The sequence below is a fragment of the Xanthomonas sp. WCS2018Noco2-27 genome (assembly GCF_031843525.1).
Lineage (GTDB): Bacteria > Pseudomonadota > Gammaproteobacteria > Xanthomonadales > Xanthomonadaceae > Xanthomonas.
The window spans coordinates 1-20,622 of record NZ_JAVTIK010000009.1; the positions used below are offsets into that span (position 1 = coordinate 1).

Annotated in this window: 15 protein-coding genes; 6 read left to right on the forward strand and 9 right to left on the reverse strand. The window is 65.9% G+C overall.

What is annotated here, in order from left to right:
- Nucleotides 1–614 precede the first annotated feature (614 nt).
- Nucleotides 615–794, reverse strand: a complete 180-nt coding sequence (locus tag RQH86_RS14775) for a CsbD family protein (RefSeq protein WP_115514837.1) — start codon at nucleotides 792–794, stop codon at nucleotides 615–617.
- 131 nt (nucleotides 795–925) lie between these two features.
- Nucleotides 926–2,446 carry a helix-turn-helix transcriptional regulator gene (locus RQH86_RS14780; protein WP_311238112.1) on the reverse strand — a complete coding sequence of 507 codons (1,521 nt, stop codon included), beginning with the start codon at nucleotides 2,444–2,446 and terminating at the stop codon, nucleotides 926–928.
- A gap of 164 nt (nucleotides 2,447–2,610) precedes the next feature.
- Between RQH86_RS14780 and RQH86_RS14785 the strand changes: the two genes are divergently transcribed.
- Together RQH86_RS14785 and RQH86_RS14790 are read left to right on the forward strand one after the other, a co-directional pair.
- Nucleotides 2,611–3,576: a hypothetical protein gene (locus RQH86_RS14785; protein WP_311238111.1), complete on the forward strand. Its 966-nt coding sequence runs from the start codon at nucleotides 2,611–2,613 to the stop codon at nucleotides 3,574–3,576.
- A 343-nt stretch (nucleotides 3,577–3,919) separates the two neighbouring features.
- The gene (locus RQH86_RS14790; RefSeq protein ID WP_311238110.1) at nucleotides 3,920–6,211 is read left to right on the forward strand and encodes an ATP-binding protein; all 2,292 of its coding nucleotides are present in this window, start codon (nucleotides 3,920–3,922) and stop codon (nucleotides 6,209–6,211) included.
- A gap of 108 nt (nucleotides 6,212–6,319) precedes the next feature.
- Here the strand turns inward: RQH86_RS14790 and RQH86_RS14795 are convergent, their stop codons facing one another.
- The 3 genes from RQH86_RS14795 to RQH86_RS14805 form a co-directional block, all read right to left on the reverse strand.
- Entirely contained in the window at nucleotides 6,320–6,727 is a 408-nt protein-coding gene (locus RQH86_RS14795; protein WP_153066819.1) for a 2-oxoglutarate dehydrogenase, read from the reverse strand.
- A 34-nt stretch (nucleotides 6,728–6,761) separates the two neighbouring features.
- Nucleotides 6,762–8,489: a peptidase S10 gene (locus tag RQH86_RS14800; RefSeq protein WP_311238109.1), complete on the reverse strand. Its 1,728-nt coding sequence runs from the start codon at nucleotides 8,487–8,489 to the stop codon at nucleotides 6,762–6,764.
- Nucleotides 8,490–8,986: 497 nt separating this feature from the next.
- Nucleotides 8,987–10,159: an HDOD domain-containing protein gene (locus tag RQH86_RS14805; RefSeq protein WP_311238108.1), complete on the reverse strand. Its 1,173-nt coding sequence runs from the start codon at nucleotides 10,157–10,159 to the stop codon at nucleotides 8,987–8,989.
- Between the two features lie 237 nt (nucleotides 10,160–10,396).
- Here RQH86_RS14805 and RQH86_RS14810 point away from each other — a divergent pair, with 237 nt between their 5' ends.
- Nucleotides 10,397–10,873 (forward strand): SRPBCC family protein, encoded by a 477-nt coding sequence (locus RQH86_RS14810; protein WP_238691690.1) that lies wholly within the window; start codon nucleotides 10,397–10,399, stop codon nucleotides 10,871–10,873.
- Nucleotides 10,874–11,285: 412 nt separating this feature from the next.
- On the opposite strand, the gene RQH86_RS14815 is transcribed toward RQH86_RS14810, so the two are convergent.
- From RQH86_RS14815 to RQH86_RS14830, 4 genes are all read right to left on the reverse strand, one after another.
- Nucleotides 11,286–11,597, reverse strand: a complete 312-nt coding sequence (locus RQH86_RS14815) for a protealysin inhibitor emfourin (RefSeq protein WP_311238107.1) — start codon at nucleotides 11,595–11,597, stop codon at nucleotides 11,286–11,288.
- Entirely contained in the window at nucleotides 11,594–12,658 is a 1,065-nt protein-coding gene (locus RQH86_RS14820; RefSeq protein ID WP_311238106.1) for a M4 family metallopeptidase, read from the reverse strand. The genes RQH86_RS14815 and RQH86_RS14820 overlap by 4 nt, the downstream gene beginning before the upstream one ends.
- Before the next feature lie 110 nt (nucleotides 12,659–12,768).
- Entirely contained in the window at nucleotides 12,769–13,425 is a 657-nt protein-coding gene (locus RQH86_RS14825) for an SDR family oxidoreductase (protein WP_311238105.1), read from the reverse strand.
- Between the two features lie 342 nt (nucleotides 13,426–13,767).
- Nucleotides 13,768–14,382, reverse strand: a complete 615-nt coding sequence (locus RQH86_RS14830; protein WP_311238104.1) for a TetR/AcrR family transcriptional regulator — start codon at nucleotides 14,380–14,382, stop codon at nucleotides 13,768–13,770.
- A gap of 215 nt (nucleotides 14,383–14,597) precedes the next feature.
- On the opposite strand from RQH86_RS14830, the gene RQH86_RS14835 reads away from it, so the two are divergent.
- From RQH86_RS14835 to RQH86_RS14845, 3 genes are all read left to right on the forward strand, one after another.
- Nucleotides 14,598–15,809 carry an MFS transporter gene (locus RQH86_RS14835; RefSeq protein ID WP_311238103.1) on the forward strand — a complete coding sequence of 404 codons (1,212 nt, stop codon included), beginning with the start codon at nucleotides 14,598–14,600 and terminating at the stop codon, nucleotides 15,807–15,809.
- Between the two features lie 216 nt (nucleotides 15,810–16,025).
- Nucleotides 16,026–16,466 (forward strand): NUDIX domain-containing protein, encoded by a 441-nt coding sequence (locus RQH86_RS14840; protein WP_055852814.1) that lies wholly within the window; start codon nucleotides 16,026–16,028, stop codon nucleotides 16,464–16,466.
- Nucleotides 16,467–16,746: 280 nt separating this feature from the next.
- Nucleotides 16,747–20,469 (forward strand): M48 family metallopeptidase, encoded by a 3,723-nt coding sequence (locus RQH86_RS14845; RefSeq protein WP_311238178.1) that lies wholly within the window; start codon nucleotides 16,747–16,749, stop codon nucleotides 20,467–20,469.
- Nucleotides 20,470–20,622 lie beyond the last annotated feature (153 nt).

A 20,622-nucleotide genomic window follows, 5' to 3' on the forward strand; every position in this document is an offset into this window, starting at 1 on the left:
GGATGTACGCGCTGACTAGCCCCTCTCCCTGCGGGAGAGGGGTTGGGGTGAGGGTACGGCCATGCTTGGTGGTTCAGTTGCACCAGGCTTCGCCCGTACCCTCATCCGGCCCTTTGGGCCACCTTCTCCCGACGGGAGAAGGGAATGGCTGTACGTGCTTTGGTTGACTTGCCGGGCGTGCGTTAGCTGGTTTTCGCTTGGTCAGGTCATTTGGTTTTTGACTGGACACGAAAAAAACAACGACGCCCCGATTTAGTCGGGGCGTCGTTGTTTGTTTGGCGCTTGGTGGTGAGGGTGTCCAGCGTTTTAACGCTGCAAAACGCGAGTTAATGGGTAGCGCGAGTCGACACGAACAGATAATCCGGCGTAGCAAGCAGATGATCCAGACACATGATCCATCCAGACATCTCATGCAGCCAATCAAGTTGCTACTCGATTCGGCCAACTAAGCTCTTGCTTGGAACAGCCTCAGCTCTTGCTTGGCACAACCACACTGCTACTTGGCCCAAGGCGTCGACAACTTGCTGTTCGGCTACCGCCTGCAACTCGTCGCACCATCAACTTATCGCGCCAACTCTCGCACTGTTCCAACCTCGCAAACCCTCACGCCACGCTTACTTCGAAGCGTCACGCACCTTGTCGGCCACTTCACCGGCCTTGGCCTGGACCTTGCCGATATTCTTTTCGGCGGCGCCTTCCAGCTCGGTGCTCTTGTCGCCGGTGACACGGCCGATGGCTTCCTTGACCGAGCCCTTGATCTGCTTGGCGGTACCTTCGATACGGTTCTTATCCATGGGACGTTTCTCGTAGTTTGGGGAACCCGGCCAGTGTCTCCGGGCCGGTGTGAGCATGATGTGCGCTCGCGCTTGGCCGGCCCAGTTGCGAATGCACTAAATGCTTTAGTGCATTCGCGCCACGTGTGCAGTTACTTCTTGCGCGCTGCCGGTTTGGCGCTGCGACCGACAAAGCCGCGCTCGCGTGCCCAGACAATCGCTTCACCGCGGCTATGCACGTCGATCTTTGAATACAACGCCGCCACGTGATTGCGCACGGTATTGGGCGAGACGCCCAGTTCCTGCGCGATCTGCTTGTCGGCCAGGCCTTCGGCGATGTGCCCGAGCACGTCGCGCTCGCGGTCGGTGAGCTCGGCGATGCCGCAGCCGCTGGTCTGGCTGGGCCGATTGGCGCGGCGCACGTTGGCCAGTTTCTCCAGCAGGCTCTGACTGAACCACGAAGCGTCCTGCATCACCGCTTCGATGGCGGTGACCAGTTCCATCTCGGTGCGTTTGCGGTCGGTGATGTCCATCAGCGACAGCAGATAGCACTGCACACCGTGGATGCTCACGGTCTCTGCAGAGACCAGGCAGTCCAGTTGCTCGCCGTCCTTGCGCGCGATGGCGTATTCGACATTGAGCATGCTGCCGGTCTCGGCTAGCGCACGATGAAACTGTTGGTAGGCCTGGCGGCTGGGAAACAGGCCGATGTCTTCGATGGGTTTGCCGACGATGTCTTCGGTGGCGTACTGGGTGATCTGCGAGACGGCGTCGTTGATTTCCACGATCTGCAAGGTTTCTGCATTGCACATCAGGGTGGGCACCGGGGTGATGCGAAACGCCTTGGCAAAGCGCTCCTCGCTTTGACGCAACGCCACTTCGGCGCGGCGGCGCGGTTCCAGGTCCATGAAGGTAAACAGCATGCAGGCTTCTTCGCCGATTTCGATCGGCTGGCCGGCCACCACCACCAGCTTGGTGGTGCCATCGGGCAGGCTGAGTTCGGCCTGCATCTGCGGGATGGTGGCGCCTTCGTTGAGCCGCTCCAGCCCCAGCTCGCGGCGGTCGGCCATTTCCATCACGTCCACTTCGAACACGCTCTTGCCCACCACCGCTTCGCGCGTGTAGCCGGTCATTTCCAGAAAGCCCTGATTGGCCTTGATGTAGCGCTTGTCGTCGAGCCGGCAGATACAGGCCGGCGCAGGATTGGCGTTGAAGGTGCGCTCGAAGCGTTGTTCGGCGCTGGCCCAATCGCTGGCGTCGGCCACGATCAGCACCAGGCAATCCGGTTCGCCCTGCGCGTCGGTGAGCACCAGGCTGCGTACGCGGTGCACCCATTGCGCATCGGTGCCTTCGCGCACCACTTCCACCACCACGTCGTTGAACACTTCGCCGGCAATCACGCGGTCGATGGGGTAGTTGCCGGCATTCAAGCGATGGTTGTTGCGATAGCGCAACTGAAAGCGCGTGCGGTAATCGCTGACGGTGGCGCCGAGTTCGGCGAGTTCGCTGGCGCCATGCATGGCCAGCGCGGCCTCGTTGGCCCAGGTGATGGTCTGATCCGGCTCGATCAGGATCACCCCTTCGCTCAGGCCGGTGATGATCTGCTGCAACTGGCGGCGATTGGTGGAACTGGGCGGGCTGCTGGGGGATGCGGCTTCACTGCCTGACGACATGGGTGACCCTCGGGCAAACAATGGCGGTAGAAACCAACAGTGGGCGCTCACGGTAGCGGCTGCCTGACGCGAATGCACTAGCTGCACTGGTGCATTCGGCTCAGGCGTCCAGCCGGTGTCACTTCCACACTAGCCGCACTTTTCCACTGTAACGAGGCCACTCCATGGCACAGGTTATCCGTCCTTCCTACGCTCCAAAGATGTCGTGGGGCGCCGTGCTCGCCGGCTGCACCGTCGCGCTGGTGACCTATCTGACCCTAAGCGTGCTGGGCACCGCGATCGGCGCGTCCACCATCGACCCGCTGCGCGAGGTCAACCCGGTCAGCGGGCTGGGCACCGGCGCCGGCATCTGGCTGGGCGTGAGCACCCTGATTTCGATGGCGGTGGGCGCATTTGTCGCCGGCCGGCTTGCTACCTCTCGTGGCGGCACGCACGGCCTGCTGAGCTGGGCGGTGACCTCGCTGGTGACCCTCTGGCTGGTGGCCGCGCTGGCCAGCAGTGCGGTGGGCGCGGTGTCCGGCGTGGTCGGCAAGGGCCTGTCGCTGACCGGTCAGGGCATTGCCGCCGCCGCACCGACGCTGGGTAACGGCGTGCAGGATGAACTCAAGAAACAGGGCATCGACCTGGAATGGGGCGACCTGCGCGGCCAGCTGGAAACGGTGCTGCGCCAGACCGGCAAGGCCGAGCTCAACCCCGAGCGCTTGAAGGACCAGGCCGAAGGTGCCACCACCGACGGCAAGGCCACTGCCAGCAACGCGGCGCAGACCCCGCAGGCCGCACCGGACGCTTTTGCCGCCTGGTTCGACCGGGTGCGTGCCCAGGCCAAGCCGGCCATTGATGCCGCCGACCGCGATGCCCTGGTCAACCTGATCATGGCCCGCACCGGCAAGCCGCGCGCGCAGGCTGAGCAGATTGCCGACAACTACGCGCAGACCTATCAGCAGGCCATGGCGCAGTACGCATCGCTCAAGCGCACCGCCGAGCAGAAGGCCCGCGAGGCCGGTGACGTGGCTGCCCGTGGCGTGTCGCGCGCGGCCTGGACCACCTTGGTGCTATTGATCCTGGGCGCCGGCATCGCGTTTGGCGCTGGCCGTATCGGCCGCCGCACCGACCCGATCATCGAGGTATAAGCGCTTGTGTTGAAGGCCCACGGTGGGGACCGTGGCCTGCAGCAGGGCGCCGTGCGCAAGCCGGCGCTGTCGACAAGGAGCAGGACGTGAGCAAGGTGCAGGGGCAACCCTTCCCGGCAATGGATGCCGCGACTCGCTCGACACCGGGCCATCTAGGGATGGCTCGGTGTTTTTTGGTTGTCGCGTCGGGGCGGTGTGGGGGCCGACAGGCCTGGTCAGCTGCCGCCATGTCGCAGCGGGAACCGCAGGCAACCACGGCGCCCGCGCCACCGCAGACACCGGCCGCCTCACCCGGCCGACGCCGCGCAGGCACTGCACATTCCGTGCAGAAGCGCATGCCACAATGCGGCCACTTCCAACCAGGCACGGCCGCCACCACGTGAGCACAGCGCACCCCGCCATCGAGCCGAGCGGTCTGGAATTCCTCTCCGGCGGTGGCGTCATGGGCGCGGTGATCCGTGCGCACGACTGGGCGGCCACGCCGCTGGGCGACCCGCACACCTGGCCGCAATCGCTGCGCTCGGCGTTGTCGATGATGCTCAACGCCAAGTTGTTGGGTGCGGTGCTGTGGGGGCCGCAACTGCGCCTGTTCTACAACGATGTCTACCTGCAATCGTTGGGCGACCGCCATCCGCACGCACTGGGGCAACCGGTGGCCGAGGTCTGGGGCGAAACCTATGCGCCCATCGCCGAGGACTTTGCGCAGGTGATGCGGACCGGCGACGGCTACGGCCAGGGCGTTGTTTCGTTGCCGATGGTGCGTAACGGCGTGCGCGAAACCACGTACTGGAATTCCACCGCCTCGCCCATCCGCGGCGAAGACGGCAGCATCGTGGGGCTGTTGAACATCGCCATCGAAACCACCGCGCAAGTGGCGGCCGAGCGCCATCGCGAGATTCAGAACGCGATGCTGAGCAATGCGAACACGCATCTGGTGCATGAAGTGGTGAGCCGCACCAGCGAGCGCGATCGCGCGCTGGAAGCGGAGATCGTCGCGCGCCGCAATGCCGAGCGCGTGCAGCTGGCGCTGGCGGCCGGCGCCATCATCGGCACCTGGATCTGGGACCTGCCCACCGACGCGTTTTCGGTGGACGAGGCCTTTGCCGACACGTTCGGTTTCGATCCGTCCATCAGTCGCACCGGCCTGCCGTTGGAGCAGGTCATCGCCACCGTGCATCCGGACGATCGCGACGGCCTGCGCGCGGCGATCAGCGAAGCGACTGCACGTGGCGGCGCCTATGCGCACCAGTACCGGGTCAAGCGTCGCGACGGCAATTACTACTGGCTGGAGGCCAATGGCCGCGTCGAACATGCGCCCGACGGCACGCCGCTGCGGTTTCCGGGCGTGTTGCTGGACATCGATGCGCGGCACGCCTTGTCCGAAGAGCGCGACCGCGCGTTGGCCGCATTGCGCGAGCTGAGCGAGACGCTGGAACAGCGCGTCACCGCGCGCACGCGCGAGCTGATGGTCGCCGAAGAAGCGCTGCGCCAATCGCAGAAGATGGAAGCGGTGGGTCAGCTCACCGGCGGGCTGGCGCACGACTTCAACAATCTGCTGGCCGGCATCTCCGGCGCACTGGAGTTGATGACGCTGCGCATGGAGCAGCAGCGTTTTCCCGAGCTGCCGCGCTATCTGGGCATCGCGCAGAGCGCCACCACCCGCGCATCGGCCTTGACGCACCGCTTGCTGGCGTTTGCACGGCGGCAGACCTTATTGCCCAAGCCGACCAATGTCAGCCAGTTGATCGTCGATATCCTGGAGCTGGTGCAGCGCACGGTGGGCCCGGGCATCCATGTGGAGTACACGCCCAACGCCGCACTGTGGCCTGCGCTGGTGGACGCATCGCAGCTGGAAAATGCCTTGCTCAATTTGTGCATCAACGCACGCGATGCCATGCCCAATGGCGGCTGTCTGCGGATCGAGACCGGCAACCACTGGATCGACCACGATCTGGCGCGGCAACTGGGCATGCGGCAGGGCCCGTACCTGTGGCTCTGCGTCGGCGACACCGGTACCGGCATGCCGCCGGACGTGGTGGCGCGCGCGTTCGATCCGTTCTTCACCACCAAGCCGCTAGGCGAAGGCACCGGGCTGGGGCTGTCGATGATCTACGGCTTTGCCAAGCAATCCGGCGGGCAGGTGCGGATCCAGTCGGAAGTGGGCAAGGGCTCCAGTGTGTGTCTCTATCTGCCGCGTCACCTGGGCGATGCAGCGCAGCCCGATGCCAATGCCCACCCGCTGCAACTTACCCCCACCGATGCCGGCGAGACGGTGCTGATCGTCGACGACGAACCGTCCATCCGTCTGCTGCTGGGCGAGGTGCTGCAGGAGTTGGGCTACACCGTCATCGAAGCCGGCGACAGCGTGGCAGGCCTGGGCCTGCTGCAATCGGACGCGCGCATCGATCTGTTGATCAGCGACGTAGGCCTGCCGGGCGGCATGAACGGCCGCCAGATGGCCGATGCCGGCCGCGCCCACCGTGCAGGTCTCAAGGTGCTCTTTATTACCGGGTTTGCCGAAAACGCATTGCTGGACGACCGCCACCTGGAAGCGGGCATGGCGGTACTGACCAAACCTTTCAGCGTGAGCGTGCTGACCGCGCGGGTGAAGGAACTGATTTCCAGCCAGGGATGAGTGTGCGGGCAGGAGCTCGCTCGCGCGGCGAGTGCCTGCGCCGCGACCCTGCTGCAGCCATGCGTCCATGACAGAGGCGGTGTTCACTGGTGGCTGCAGTGGTCTGAATCACTTGTCGCGACGTTGATCGCGCAAGTACGCCTCGACGTCTTGCAGTGTGACGCGACCGCTGCCGCTGCGATCGATCTGCTCGAAGTGCGTGGCGACAAACCCCAGCCCGCGCGCTTGCGCCTGCTGCTTGGTGAGCGCATCGCGATGCGCCAGTGCACCACTCTCGTCGAGCGTGCTGGTGATGCGCTGTTGCGCCTGGTCTTCCAGCGTGTCGCCGGTGCTGTCCGTGCGCTCCGCTTCGAGGCCAAGCTGCGCGATGGGCATGAATGGGCCATCGATCCCTCCGTGGCGGGCGTTGGGTGTGATGGACGCGACGCGTTGCGGCGGCAACGCTTGCGCACTGACGGTGGTCGCCACCACGGCAAGCATGGCGGTGGCGTAACGGAGGCAGCGGAGCAGGCGCATCAGGAGTTCCTCGCGATGGATGAGCGGAGCGCGATCATGGCGTTGCGGTTGCAGCAGTCGCGGCATTGACGTTGCGGTTGTCCGGCCATGGCGAATCCAGCAAGGCCAACGGCACGGCATCGGCGATCGGCGCGTTGGCGTAGTAGGCGGTGAGGTCGGCCTGCAATTTGGGGCGCGAGTTGTCGTCGAGATAGATCATGTGGCCGCCCGCGTAGGTGGCCACCTGCACATCGGCATCGAGATTGCGAATAGTGCGGAGCCGCGCCAGTTGTTTTTCGTTGCTGTAGAACGGCGTTGCAAGATCGTGATAACCGCTGACCGCAAAGACCTTGAGCGCCGGATTCAGGCGCAGCGCGCCGAGCAGGTCTGGCAGGGTATCTGGCAGCAGCCGGCCTGCATGGCGGAAGTCCCAGACGTTGATGATGTCCATGTTGAGCGAGGTGTAGGTCGCGTTGGGCGCGCTATACCCCAGATAGGTGCGGAACTGCTGGGCCAGTGCGTTGGCCAGGGGGCGCTCGATCAGGATGTTGGACGGGTCGTTATCGTTCTTCAGTCGCCCGTCGCTGTTGGGTAGGCTGACGCGCCCGTCGTAGCGGCCGATGCTAGTGCCGGGCAGCAGGCCTTGATTGAACGAGGCCAGCGAGAAGTAGCCTTGCAAGGCCTGCGTGGTCAACCCGGACAGTGGCCGCCACCGCGTCAGCACCGCTGCACCGGGTTGTACCGGCTTGCCCAGGATGGTTGGAAACCCATACTGACTGAGCACCCAGGTGGGGCCATAGCGCTGAAACTCCGCGTGCACCACGCTGACGAACGCGCGCATCTGCAGCGCATAGAACTCATCGCTTGCGCTGACCTCGGTCTGCTTGTGATACGCGGCAACTGCGGCATAACTGGGGAAATAGCCGCCGATGGTGTCGCCGCTGTATTTCATGCCTTTTGCGTAATCCGGGTAATACAGCCCACCGCTCGCAATCGTGTCGGCGTAGTAGTTCAGGATCGACGACTGCAGCACGATGCCGCGCAAACGTACCCCAGCCGATTCCAGCGCCAGCGCCAGCATGGCGGAGCGGGTGGTGCCATAGGATTCGCCGAACAGATACAGCGGTGCATTGGCACGGCGATTGACCTGTACATAGCGCTGGATGAAGTCGCGCATCACCCGCACATCGGCATCGCTGCCCCAGAAGCTGGCATTGGTGTTGGGCAAGATCGCCTGCGACAGGCCGGTACCCGGCGGATCGATAAACACCATGTCGGTGCTGGCGATCAGGCTCTCTGCATTGTCCACCATCGGGTAATTGGGCCAGCTGCCGAAGCTGGGCGCTGCGGTGGCCATGCGCTTGGGTGCGAACGAGGCCAGATGCAACAGCGATGCCGATGCGCCGGGACCGCCGTTGTAGAAAAACGTCAGCGGCCGCGGTTTGCCGTTGCGTGCCGGCGCGGTGTAGGCCACATACGACAAGGTCGCTTGCGGTTGCCCGGCAGCGTCGCGCGCAATCAGGTGGCCGGTGCGTACGCTGTAGGCCACGGTGTCCTGCTTGCCGCGCCACAGGTAATGCATCAACGCAGAGCGCTCGTTGGCGACGCTGGCATCCAGCCCGGCATCGGCCTTGACCGAATAGGCGATGCGATCGATATACGGGGTGTTGGCACTGGCCGCCTGCACCTGCTGCTGCGCGCCAACGCATAGCGGCACAGCCAGCAAGAGACCAAACAGCAGGACAAGCGGGTGTCGCACGGTACCGGCATTGCGCTGGGACATGGTGCACCTGTGGCAGAGGGAGGCGCTGCAAGGGTGTGGCGATCACACGCACCCCGCCGCGCACGGTCATTGCGCACGTGCGTTGCAGCCGGCATGTCATCCCAAGGTCGTGATGCAGCGAGCGGATCAGACCGGTGCTTAGCTTGTGGAGACTGCCGGCCGCCTCGGAGACTGCGATGCGAAGCCATAGCGTGGCGAGCGAAGCGGAAACTGCGCTGGCCAGCGCCGGTGCAACGCGTTGTGATCGACTCGACATCGCTCCCGCGCGTCGCGTGCGGCGGCAGACCGCCCGGTCGATCAGTTGATCAGGTTGTTCGTGTGGCTGCGCGCCAATGCCATGCGCGTTGAGCGGGGAGCGGGGAGCGGGTCCGGCAGATGCGTCCGGCCTGGAGGCGTGATCAGCCGGTCGGCGCAGCGGTGCAGGCCAGCAGCGCAACGCTTGCGCGGATGACGGCCAATGCACGCGATGCGCTAGCCAACGGCAGGCAGCTGCCGATCTACTCCACGCTGGCAGCCACCAGCCGCTGCCACAACGCCGCGTTGGCGTCTTCATCCGGTTCCAGCGTGGCAAGCACGCTGAGGGCGTGGTCCTCCTGCTCGGCACCACAGCGGGCCAGCATGGCCAGCGCGGCGGCCAGGCGGCCGTAGCGCAGGGCGCGCCCCAGGCTGGTGGCCAGCAAGGTGGTGTCGTGCTCGGGACGCTGTTCGTCCAGTGCGGTCCCCAGCACCGCCGGCAACTCCCAGGTGGTGGCGATGGTCTTGGCCACTGCGGCGGTATGGCGTTCGACCAGGGCGGCAGCCACTTCCAGGCTGTAGGGCAGGCCGGGGCGTTCGGCATAGGCGTCGCGCAGCACGCGCAGGATCACCACCGCGCCCAGCCCCTGCAGCAGGCCGGCCAACTGCGCCGACAAGGTGTCGCCGCCGCGCTCGCGCATATAGGCGGCCGCTGCGGTGGCAGTGCGCAGCGCGTAGTCCCACACCGCCGCGGGCAGCCGCGAGTGCAGGCCGCCATCCAGGCTCAGCACCGGTTGCATCACCGCCGCGGCAACGATCTGGCGCACGCCCTCGGTGCCGATGTGCACCACCGCGCGCTCCAGGCTTTCGAGCGGAGCGCCTTGCGGGCGGTACAGTGCACTGTTGGCGATGCGCAGCAGGTTGGCCGACAGCGCAGGGTCTTGCGCGATGATGGCGGCGATACCGCGCCCGGACGCGTCCGGGTCGTTGACCGCGCGCATCAGCTGCGGCAGCAAATGCGGGCGACGTGGCAACAGCTGCGGGCGCAGGTCGACATGGTCGAGCGCGGCGGTCGCCACTTCCAGCACGGCGACCTGTGCGGGGTCGCTGGGCAGGCTGCCGTCGGCAAGCGACGGGTTGGCCATCACGGCGGCATACATGCGGCGCAAGAGCGGACGCATCGGCGGCGGCTCGGCCTGCAAGGGCTGCGCTGCGGCGGGCGTTGGCTGCGGCGGCGCTTGCTCGTCCATCGCGATCGGTGCCGGTGCGACCGAGGTTCGCGCGGCCGGCGCATCGGGCGCAGCGGAACTACCGGCTGCCGGAGCAGTGGGCTCGGGCGCGTGCTGGCGCATGCGCATCCACCACACGATGGCACCGACAATCATCGCCACAGCGACAAGTCCGGCAATAAGCAGCAACACAATCGCGAGCATCATAGGTCGTTGTCTGATGAATGCCGCGACTATCGGCGATGGCGGGCGCGGCGGCAATGTCGCGTGCAGTGATGGGCGCAGCGCGTGACCGCAGGCGCCCGGGAAGAAGCGCGGCGTGGCAGGCTGCAACGACCCGCCATACCGATGTATCCGCGGCCATGGCGCGTCACGCTGCGCATGCTGCGATGCCGCCGCGCCCACCAGCGCTGCAGCTGCACTCCAGCGTCATCGACCGGTAGCATGATGGACGTCCTTTGCCAGCCAAGCGGGTGTCCTATGTCCACCGTTACGCTCCACCGCGTCTTACGTGCCAGCCCCGAGCGCATCTACCGCGCCTTCCTCGATGCCGATGCGCTGGTCAAGTGGCTGCCGCCTGCCGGCTTCACCGGCACCGTCGAGCATCTGGATGCCCAGGTGGGCGGTACCTTCCGGATGGCGTTTACCAACTTCGCCAATGGTCAGCGCCATGCGTTTGGCGGGACGTACCTGGAGCTGCAGCCCAGCGCCTTGCTGCGCTACAACGACGTGTTCGACGACCCGGCGTTGCCGGGCACCATGTTGACCACCGTGCAGCTGCACGCGCTGCCCTGTGGCACCGATGTGCACATCGTGCAGGACGGCATCCCCGAGCAGATTCCGTTGTATGCCTGCTACCTGGGATGGCAGGACTCGCTGACGCTGCTGGCGCATCTGGTAGAAGCGCAGACGGAGCACTGAGCGCGCCGTATCCGAGTGCGCGTGGCAGCGTCGGCGCACCCGGCGTTGCGCGCCGGCAGTGATCACGCGTGCATCGTGTTGTTGGGGTGCGCAACAGCAGGCGGGCGTGCACACAGTGCGCAGTGTCAGCTGCTGCAAGGGTGTGGAGTGGGGTCGGCAGCGATGGCTGCAATGCAGCAATGATGGGCGTGTCTTCAAGCTGACCCCTACGCTGCACGTTGCGCTAACGCACCGATCCCCACCATGCGTCACCAGCTGTGCAGTTCTAGAGCATCTAGGCAGCTTAAAGGGTGCAGGCATCCGCAGTTGGACCACCTTCGACAGACACCGTGCACTGCACGGTGTCTTCGTTTGCGCGGTATGTGCACGCGCGCGGTGCACCAAGCGCACGCTCAGTGCAGCACACCGCGCGCTACAGCGTGCCCTGCTTCCACAGCCGCACGATTTCGGCCGGCGCGTGTTCTTCGGGAATGCGCAACGGTTCGCTGGCACCGTCCCAGGCGATGCTGAAATAGCGCCGGTCGCCGCCACCAGCCTGCGGGCGCGGCAACGCATGCACCAGGCATTGGTCCAGCAACGCGCGCAGGCGCAGCCGCTGCGCATCGTCCAACGCATCCATTGGCAGTTGCCGCTCGCGGCGCATGGCCGGGAATGCCGCCACGCCGCCCTCGCGTGCAAGACGTAGCGTCACGCCCAACTCCACCGGCGGCCGCTGTGGACTCATGCGAGGACGCCTACGTCGCGCCAGGCCTGTTGCACTGCGCGTGTCTCTGCGCTGTCAGCGCCGTAATCGGTGCTGGCGACAGTGACGGTGCGTGCGGCAAAGGTGGCGAAATCCGCAGTTGCGGCGAGTTCGCCACCGGTGAGCGTGCGGTACCAGATGCGGCCGGTTGTCTCCCACGCAGCGCCACCGATCGCGACCGCAGCGCGATAGAACGCGTGATTGGGGATGCCGGAGTTGTAGTGCACGCCGCCATTGTCCTCCTGTGTGTTGACGTAGTCGGCCATCGTGGCCGGTTGCGGGTCTTTTCCCAGTGCAGGGTCATCGTACGCGCTGCCGGGCGCCCGCATCGAGCGCAGGCCCACTCCGTTGATGCCAGGCATCAGCAGGCCTGCGCCGATGATCCAGTCGGCCTCGCTTGCGGTTTGGTGCAACGTGTACTGCTTGATCAGCACCCCGAACACATCCGACACCGATTCGTTCAATGCGCCCGATTGCCCCTGGTAGATCAGGTTGGCGGTGCGTTCGGTGACGCCGTGAGCGAGCTCATGGCCCACCACATCGATGGCGATGGTGAAGCGGTTGAAGACCTCGCCATCGCCATCGCCGAACACCATCTGCTCGCCATCCCAGAACGCGTTGTCGTAGCTACGCTCGTAATGCACGCTGCCGATCAACGGCATGCCTGCGCCATCGATGGAATTGCGCCCGTAGACGGTCTGGAAGAACTCGTGCGTGGCACCGAGAGAATCGTAGGCCTCGGTCACTGCCACATCATCGGTGGCCGCAGCGCCCTCGTCGCGGACCAGGATGCCCGGCAATGCGGTGCCCTGTTGCGCATCGTAGATGCGCCGCCGCACCGCTTGCATGGCCGGTGCGGCATCCGCTGCGAGGGCCTGTCCGCGTGCCAGCAGCCCACGCGCGCGCTGCTGGCGCAGGTGGGCGGTGATCTGGCGGGACAGTTGCGCGCAATGGCGTGCATGTTCGGGCGCCGCCTGTGCCATATGGTCCAGCAGATACGGCGGCAGGATGCCGGCACGGCGCGGGGCTAGGGGCGCAGACATCAGCGGACTCCACAGTGGGGTGCGCCCGCGACTATGCCGAGGCCGGGTTTAGGAAAACGTTAGGCCTGGTCGTGTTGCGCCCGTACAGCGGGTTGCGACAGGCCTGGCGTTCAGTCCAGCTGCGCCAAGGCGTCCTGGATCGGGGTCTGCCCGTCGATAAAGCCCACGGTCTTGCCGATGGTGGCCGGCGTTGCCAGTGCCGCGGCGATCACCTGAGCCACGTTGGCACGCGAGACGCCGCCGTCGGCATCGCTGCCCGGGTCGCGAGTGATGCGGCCCGATGGCGGATCAAGCGTCAGCCGGCCGGGGCCAAGCACGGTCCAGTCCAGATGGGTGCTGCGCAGATGCGCGTCGGCCGCGGCCTTGGCCTGCGCGTAGGCAAAGAACCCGTCATCCGGGCCGATGCCGTGTTCCAGCCCGGCGCCGAGATACGACACCATGACGTAGCGGCGCACGCGGGCCTGTTCGGCCGCATGCATCGAACGGATGGCTGCATCGCGGTCCACCGCATAGGTGCGCGCGGCATCGCCGCCACCGGCACCGGCCGACCACACCACCGCATCGTGGCCGGCCAGCTGCGCGGCGATGGCGTCGGTGTCGGCGTGTTCGATGTCGAACACCACCGGCGTGGCGCCATCGGCAATCACATCGCCTTCGTGCTCGGGATTGCGGAACAGCGCGGTGACGTGGTGCCCGCTGGTCAACAGCAGTGGGGTGAGTAAACGTGCCACCTTGCCGTGGCCACCGATGACGAGGATACGAGACATGCACAACTCCAACCGATGCGCGCCGACACAGCGCCGAGGGCGATCATCCTCGCCAATGCGACGCTAAGACGATGTCAGCGCAGAGGTATGCGAGTCTTCCGATGGATCGAGCGGGCAAGGTTTGCAGGTACGAAGAACGCTGTCAGCGACCAGAGGCAGTGAGCAGAGCGCAGCACTGCCGGGGCACGACACCGTCCATCCCAAGCTGATGAGCGCTCGCCATGCGGTGTCACCGTTCTCTGATGGGAGCCGCCATCAAGCGATACGTGTTGTCGCTGCCGTGGACGCGGCGCGGCGGGCGATGCATGCGCGCTGCCGCACCGAACGAATGCCAGACATCGGCTATCCAGCGCTGTTGTGATCCCACAGCTGCAGCACCTGCGCGATGGCTGCATCCATCAGCTTGAAGCCCACGCCATCCCTGGCAAGCGTGGAAAGCCCAAGCAGGAAGCTGTCGAAGACGCAGGTCAATACGGCTGCATCGAGGTCGGCTGCCAATTCTCCGCTGGCAATTGCCCGCTCCACGCAGGCGCGGATGCCCGCACGTGTCCGCGCGCGCGACCGCGTCAGCGGGGTCGAGATCGCAGCCAGTTCCGGGGAGGGTGCGCTCATGACCCCTAAGGCAACCATGCAGCCCTTTGGATGCCCGCGTTCGCACTGCATCTTGGCCGAGCGCCGCAGCGCAAGTTCCAGCGCCTGTCTTGGCGCAAGCGACGCATCCCACAAACAATGCGTGACCTGCGCGTAAGTCGTCAGATAGCGCTCCATGCATTTTTTGTAGAGCGCTTCCTTGGAACCGAAGGCTGCATAAAAGCTGGGCGCGGTGATCCCGCCGCCGATCGCAGCCTTGAGCTGGCTTAGCGACGTCGACTCGTAACCCTGTTCCCAGAACAAATGCAGTGCTTCCTCCACCGCGACATCCCGATCGAAGGTCCGTGGTCTGCCCATCTGTGCCATAACGCGCTCCGCCGCTTAGATAAATACTATTCGATACATATGTCATTGACAACCGAGGACTACCGACCTAGATTTATATCTATCGATACATATCTTGCGACGTCGCGAGACGACAAATGTCGACAGGCCTGCGCAGCGGGTCTCTTTTTTTTCTCAGATATGTATCGATCGATACATAAATAAAGAATTTCATTGCTCATGACCAAGGACATCTTGTGACTTCTTCCACTGCCTCGCCGGCACCTGCCGGTGCTGCTCCGCTACCCATCGCCGCGCTGCTGGCCTTGGCCATGACCGGCTTCATCTGCATCGTGACCGAAACGCTGCCGGCTGGCTTGCTGCCGCAGATCTCCGACGGCTTGGCAGTGACCCCCGCGCTCGCCGGGCAGACCGTGACCGCCTATGCGGTGGGCTCGCTGCTGGCGGCGATCCCGTTGACCATCGCCACCCAGCACTGGCGTCGTCGTCGCGTCCTGTTGCTCACCATCGTCGGCTTCCTGGTGTTCAACTCCGTCACCGCACTATCCACCCACTATGGTCTGACCCTGGTGGCACGGTTCTTCGCTGGCGCAGCGGCGGGCCTGGCGTGGAGCCTGCTTGCCGGGTACGCCCGGCGCATGGTTCAACCGGAACAGCAAGGCAAGGCCATGGCGATTGCGATGGTGGGCACGCCGATTGCGCTGTCGCTCGGCGTGCCGCTGGGAACCTGGATGGGCGGGCTGATCGGCTGGCGCACCGCGTTCGCGGCCATGTCGGCACTGACGGTCGCGCTGATCGTCTGGGTGTTGCTCAAGGTGCCGGACTACCCCGGCCAGACTGCAACGCAGCGGGTGCCGTTGCGCAAGGTGCTCGGCACGCCCGGCGTCCGCCCGGTGCTTGCCACGGTGATGGCCTGGATGCTGGCGCACAACATTCTCTACACCTACGTGGCACCGTTCGCGGCACGTGCAGGCCTGGGCCATCGCGTGGACGTGCTGCTGCTGACCTTCGGCATGGCGGCCCTGGTGGGCATCGGTATCGCCGGCAAGTTGGTGGAACAGCATCTGCGCCGCACCGTGCTGGTGTCGTTGGCGACGTTCTTTGGGGTGTCGGTGGTGCTGGCCTTGTTGCAGGGAGTGCAGCCGGTCGTGTATGCGTGCATCGCGGTCTGGGGGCTGACCTTCGGCGGTGCGGCGACCCTGTTGCAAACCGCGCTTGCCGATAGCGCAGGCGACGGCGCCGATGTCGCGCTGTCGCTTAATGTCGTGGCCTGGAACAGCGTCATCGCCGGCGGTGGCGTGTTGGGCGGCGTGCTGCTGGAGCATTGGGGAGCGCAGAGCTTTCCGACCGCCATGGCAGTGTTGCTGGCAATCGGATGGGCGATTGCATGGTCAGCACGCACCCACGGATTTGCGGCCGGCGCGCGCGCAGCGGTTCCTGGCCACTAGCGCGTGCGAGGGACGTTGCGCCCAGTGTCAGGCGGCGGTGGCGCTGCGCGGCAAGGCACGCGCTGACGCCCAGGCGCGATGCAGGTGAGCTGTACCTGGAAGACGTGAGCGGTGGACGGGGACGTCACCCACGCCGGAACAATGCCAACCTGCGCGTGACGCGTTACCCGTACGGCCACATCTGGGACAATTGCCAGCCCGCTCACGAGACAGCTCATGCCCCATTCCGATCTGCGTGCCCGCGTTGGTTGCGGTGCCTTCATCCAACGCGCCGATGGCCACTTGCTGCTGGTGTTGCGCGGGCGAGCGCCCGAGCAGGGGCATTGGGGACTGCCCGGCGGCAAGGTGGACTGGATGGAAACGGTGGAAGCCACGGTAGTGCGCGAAGTGCTGGAAGAAACCGGCCTGCAGGTGCATCCGCAGCGCGTGCTGTGCGTGGTCAGCCACTTCGAGCCGGACATGGACCCGCCGCAGCATTGGGTGGCGCCGGTGTATCTGGCCGCGATCGAAGGCAGTGAGACCGCCGAACTGCGCGAACCGCAGGTGCTGCTGGATATCGGCTGGTTTGCCCTGGATGCGCTACCCACGCCGCTGACCCGCTCGGCAAGGCAGGCGGTGCAGCAGCTCCAGGCGGAACGGGACGCACAACCCGCCTGACACGTGTTGCTGCCCGCGGGCCGCGTGTGGCAGCACGCGCGGCCCGCGCCGGCACGCATGGATTTTGCAGCAGCAGTCCGTTATTTTTGGCGCGTCCGGGGCGAGGGGAGATCGCACCTGGACATCGAATCACCCGGCCGGGATGCCGATTGACTGCGTTGCGCCCGGTTACTCATTACAGGGAAGAAGAATGGAATCGCTCTATCCGCAAGGCCCGGCGGTAGTGCCGGAACGGCTCACCGCACCCAGCAGCAAATACCGACGCAATGCCTGGCTGGCCATGCTCGGGCTGGGCGGCTTCATCGCCGTGTATCTGGGATTGCTGGGGTGGTTCGGTTGGACGGCGTATCGGTTGGCGTTCGGGCTGCTGCAGGGCTCCGGCGGCGAGCAGGCCGTGTGGATGTGGTTGGTGGCCTTGGGCGCTGCGTTTCTGGCGGTGTTCATGGCCAAGGCATTGGTGTTCAACAAGCGTGCCGAACGCGATATGCGCGCGCTGGAACTGCGCCCGGCCGAGCAACCGGAGCTGTTCGCGTTCCTGCATCGGTTAGCCGACGAAGCCGGCGCGCCGCGTCCGCACAAGGTCTACCTGTCGGCGCAGGTCAATGCCGGTGTGTTTTACGACCTGTCGCTGCTCAACCTGCTGCTGCCCTCGCGCAAGAATCTGGATATCGGCCTGGGCCTGGTCAATGTGCTCAACCTGGGCGAATTGAAGGCCGTGCTCGCGCACGAATTCGGCCATTTTGCGCAACGCACGATGGCGGTGGGCCGCTGGGTCTACATCGCCCAGCAGATCGCCGCGCATATCGTGGGCAAGCGCGATGCCCTGGACAAGCTGCTGGCGACGCTGTCGCGGATCGACCTGCGTGTGGCGTGGATCGGCTGGGGGCTGTCGTTGATCGTGTGGTCGATCCGTTCGTTGGTCGAAATCGCCTTCCGTGGCGTGGTGCTGGCGCAGCGTGCGCTATCGCGCGAGATGGAATACCAGGCCGATCTGGTAGCCGCCTCGCTCACCGGCAGCGACGCCCTCGTCCACGCGCTGCACAAGCTGGAAGCGGCCGACGACGGCTGGCAGCGCGCGTTGCGCTTTGCCGGACGCGAGTTTGCGCAGGACCGCCCGGTCAAGGATCTGTTCGCCATCCAGTCGCGCACCATCGAACACATGCGCGTGGTCTTGAACGACCCCGGCCACGGCGTGGTACCGGCGGTGCCCGAGGATGCGGCGCACGCGTACCGGCTGTTTCAGAACGACATCGCACAACCCTCGCAGATGTGGGCCACCCATCCGCCCAGCGCAGCCCGCGAAGAGAACCTCAAGCGTCACTACATCGCCTGCCCGATCGACGCCCGCCCGGCGATGGACGTGCTGCGCAACGCACAAGCGCTGCGCGAGCAGGTCTCGCTCGGTTTGTTCAACGGGCAGGCGCCCACCTGTGTGGACATCGAGGTGTCGCTGGCCGCGCTGGAACGCGAGTTTGCGGCCCTGTCGTTATCGCGGCGTTATCAAGGCCTGTATCTGGGTCGCTCCTGCACCCGCGCTGCGCGGACCGTGGCCGAGTTGTATGCCGATCCGTTGCCGCAGGGCGATCTGCTGCAGGCGCTGGATGGGTTGTACCTGCCTGAGGATGGCCAGGCCATCGAGCAATTGCGCGAACGCGAACGGCAACGCGCCAGCTTGCAGGCTTTGATGGACGGCGGGCTGCGTGCAAATGGCGGCGTGGTGACCTGGAAAGGCACCAGCCTGACGCGCGCGCAGCTGCCTGCGGTGATCGCAACACTCGATGACGAACTGCAGGTGTTGCGTGCGCGAGTCAGCGGCCACGACCGACGCTGCCGCAGCGTGCATCTGGCTGCGGCCAACGCCCTCGGCGGCGGATGGGCCGAGTTGTTGCGTGGCTACCTGGCCGTGCTGCATTACACCGACCACACCCTCGCCGATCTGGACGATGCGCATCTGCTGTACCTGCAGACCTTCCACAGCGTGATCGCCGATGGCCGGGTGTCGGCCAAGGAGCTGCGCCAACTGGTGGCGGCGTGCAATGAATTGCAACGGGTGCTGCGCCGGGTGTACGAGCAGGTCGCGCACATGCGCTTGAATGCCCCGCTGGCCGCCGCCCTGGGCAAAGAACAGTGGCAGCAGTGCCTGCCGGAGTTCCGGCTGTCCGAGGCCGACGAAAACAACATCAACCCGTGGATGGATGCGGCCAAGGGCTGGGTGCAGGTCACCATGAGCGCGCTTAGCGAGCTGCGCGATGCCAGCCTGGAGCAGTTGCTGCACGCCGAAGATGCAGTGGCCGAGCAGATGCGCCACGGCGCGTCTGCCCCCACCAGCGACACACCGGCGGCGGCACCTGCGGACTATCCGGTGCGTCTGCCGGGCGAGGAGCGTCAGCGCAATCTCAAACAAAACCTGTGGCAGCGCTTTCTGGCCGCCGATGGCCTGTTTCCCTCCGTTGCGCGCGTTGTGGTGGCCGCGTCCATCGTGGCCGGGGTGCTGTGGGCCGGCGGCACGGTCGGCCTGGCCGAGGTGGTGGCCTACAACGGCTTGCAGCAGACGGTGACGGTGCGCATCGACGACCAGATCGCCTCGCTGCCGCCGAACGGTCGCCATGTGTTCCAGCTGGCAGAGCAGGCAAGCCACCACATCAGCACGCGCTCGGCGGCGGGCGGGGTGATCGAAACCTTCGATGCGCCCAGCGGCGGGCACGGCGGCCAGTTCGCCTACAACGTGGCCGGCGCCGCGCTGCTGCTGCACTGGCGCGCCAGCTATGGCGCGGCTGCAGAAGACAGCACACGCCATCTCGACAACGCACGCTGGGAACGCACCACCGCGCAGGCGGTCTTCAACGAGCCGCCGCAAACGGTCAGCGGCAAGGGCAGCCAGTACCGCGATGTGGTGACTGCGGTGTCCGATCGGCCACCGCACCAACTGCTGGGCGAGCTGACACCTGCGCAGGATCTGGCGCTGATGCAGGCGCACGCACGCTGGGATGGCGCGCAATCGGCCTATCTGGAGCAATGGCTGGATCGCCTACAACGCGCGGCGCCGCAGGCAGTGCGGGCGATCCTGGCCGAGCGCCTGCAGCGCGACCCGCTGGATGTGGTGGCTTTGCGCGTCCAGCAGGACACCGCCACTCCGGAGCAGCGTGCTCAGGTCTGCAAGCAGCACGCCGCGATGGCCCTGGCCCGCCCCGACGCGCCGGCATTGCAGTACGCGGCGATCCGTTGCGGCAGCGACCCGGCGGCGCGCGATCGGGCCTTCCTCGACGCGCACACGCGCTGGCCGAACGATCCGTGGCTGCAACGCGCTGCCGCCGCCGTGCATGCCGAGCAAGGCCGCTTGCCGGAAGCGCAGGCGCTTTACGAACAAGTCGCACAGGTTCCGGCGATGGCTGATGACATCGTGCCGCAGCTGGTGCGGTTGCAGCGTTACCGTGGCCTGGCCCCGGATCTTGCGGCGATGGCGCAGCGCTCGCCAGCGCTGGCCTCGATGCTTGCGCTGACAAGCGGCGAGGGCACGCAGGACACGCCATACCAGGGCTATCACGCATTGGCCGCTGGCCAACTGGACGCTGCGGTGGCGGGCGCTGCGGCAGACCCCGATGTACAGGCACGGCTGGTGCGGCTGGCGGCAGCATCGGAGGGCGCCACCGCGGCACTACTGCAACAGGCACGCGCGCTCGGCGATGAGGCGGGGATCGATTATTTCACCGCACCCGTTGCGTGGGCCTTGGCCGCACGTCAGGGCTGGCCGGTGCAGGCAGCGCGCGACACCACCCTGCGCGATCTCGGCGACGATGCCACGGCGATCTCGCATTTCTTTACCGCCGTGCAGGCCGGCAACAGCCAGCAAGATGCCGAGGCGGCATTGAAGGGGGTCAGCCTGACCGGACGCGGCGTGGCGTATGCGATGGCGGCGGTGTTGCTCGGTCAGCGCTGTCCGCAGGCATGGCGCGACGGCGCACGGAACTTGCTGTTTACCAACGAGCGGCCGTATCTGGGCTGAGCGTGGCGCACAGCAGCTGGCACGCAGTGCTCCGCTGCGTGCCGGTGACGCAGCAGTCGCTGTGCGGGGAAGCGCACCAACGCCGAGCGCCGATGCGCGTGCACAGCGCGCGTCTGATGGATGCGCCACTGCATGTGCATGTGCATGTGCATG

Bases quoted from the DNA above. Each gene is read 5' to 3' on its own strand.
- RQH86_RS14775 (WP_115514837.1), bottom strand. From the start codon at position 794: ATGGATAAGAACCGTATCGAAGGTACCGCCAAGCAGATCAAGGGCTCG.
- RQH86_RS14780 (WP_311238112.1), bottom strand. From the start codon at position 2,446: ATGTCGTCAGGCAGTGAAGCCGCATCCCCCAGCAGCCCGCCCAGTTCC.
- RQH86_RS14785 (WP_311238111.1), top strand. From the start codon at position 2,611: ATGGCACAGGTTATCCGTCCTTCCTACGCTCCAAAGATGTCGTGGGGC.
- RQH86_RS14790 (WP_311238110.1), top strand. From the start codon at position 3,920: ATGCGGCCACTTCCAACCAGGCACGGCCGCCACCACGTGAGCACAGCG.
- RQH86_RS14795 (WP_153066819.1), bottom strand. From the start codon at position 6,727: ATGCGCCTGCTCCGCTGCCTCCGTTACGCCACCGCCATGCTTGCCGTG.
- RQH86_RS14800 (WP_311238109.1), bottom strand. From the start codon at position 8,489: ATGTCCCAGCGCAATGCCGGTACCGTGCGACACCCGCTTGTCCTGCTG.
- RQH86_RS14805 (WP_311238108.1), bottom strand. From the start codon at position 10,159: ATGATGCTCGCGATTGTGTTGCTGCTTATTGCCGGACTTGTCGCTGTG.
- RQH86_RS14810 (WP_238691690.1), top strand. From the start codon at position 10,397: ATGATGGACGTCCTTTGCCAGCCAAGCGGGTGTCCTATGTCCACCGTT.
- RQH86_RS14815 (WP_311238107.1), bottom strand. From the start codon at position 11,597: ATGAGTCCACAGCGGCCGCCGGTGGAGTTGGGCGTGACGCTACGTCTT.
- RQH86_RS14820 (WP_311238106.1), bottom strand. From the start codon at position 12,658: ATGTCTGCGCCCCTAGCCCCGCGCCGTGCCGGCATCCTGCCGCCGTAT.
- RQH86_RS14825 (WP_311238105.1), bottom strand. From the start codon at position 13,425: ATGTCTCGTATCCTCGTCATCGGTGGCCACGGCAAGGTGGCACGTTTA.
- RQH86_RS14830 (WP_311238104.1), bottom strand. From the start codon at position 14,382: ATGGCACAGATGGGCAGACCACGGACCTTCGATCGGGATGTCGCGGTG.
- RQH86_RS14840 (WP_055852814.1), top strand. From the start codon at position 16,026: ATGCCCCATTCCGATCTGCGTGCCCGCGTTGGTTGCGGTGCCTTCATC.
- RQH86_RS14845 (WP_311238178.1), top strand. From the start codon at position 16,747: ATGCTCGGGCTGGGCGGCTTCATCGCCGTGTATCTGGGATTGCTGGGG.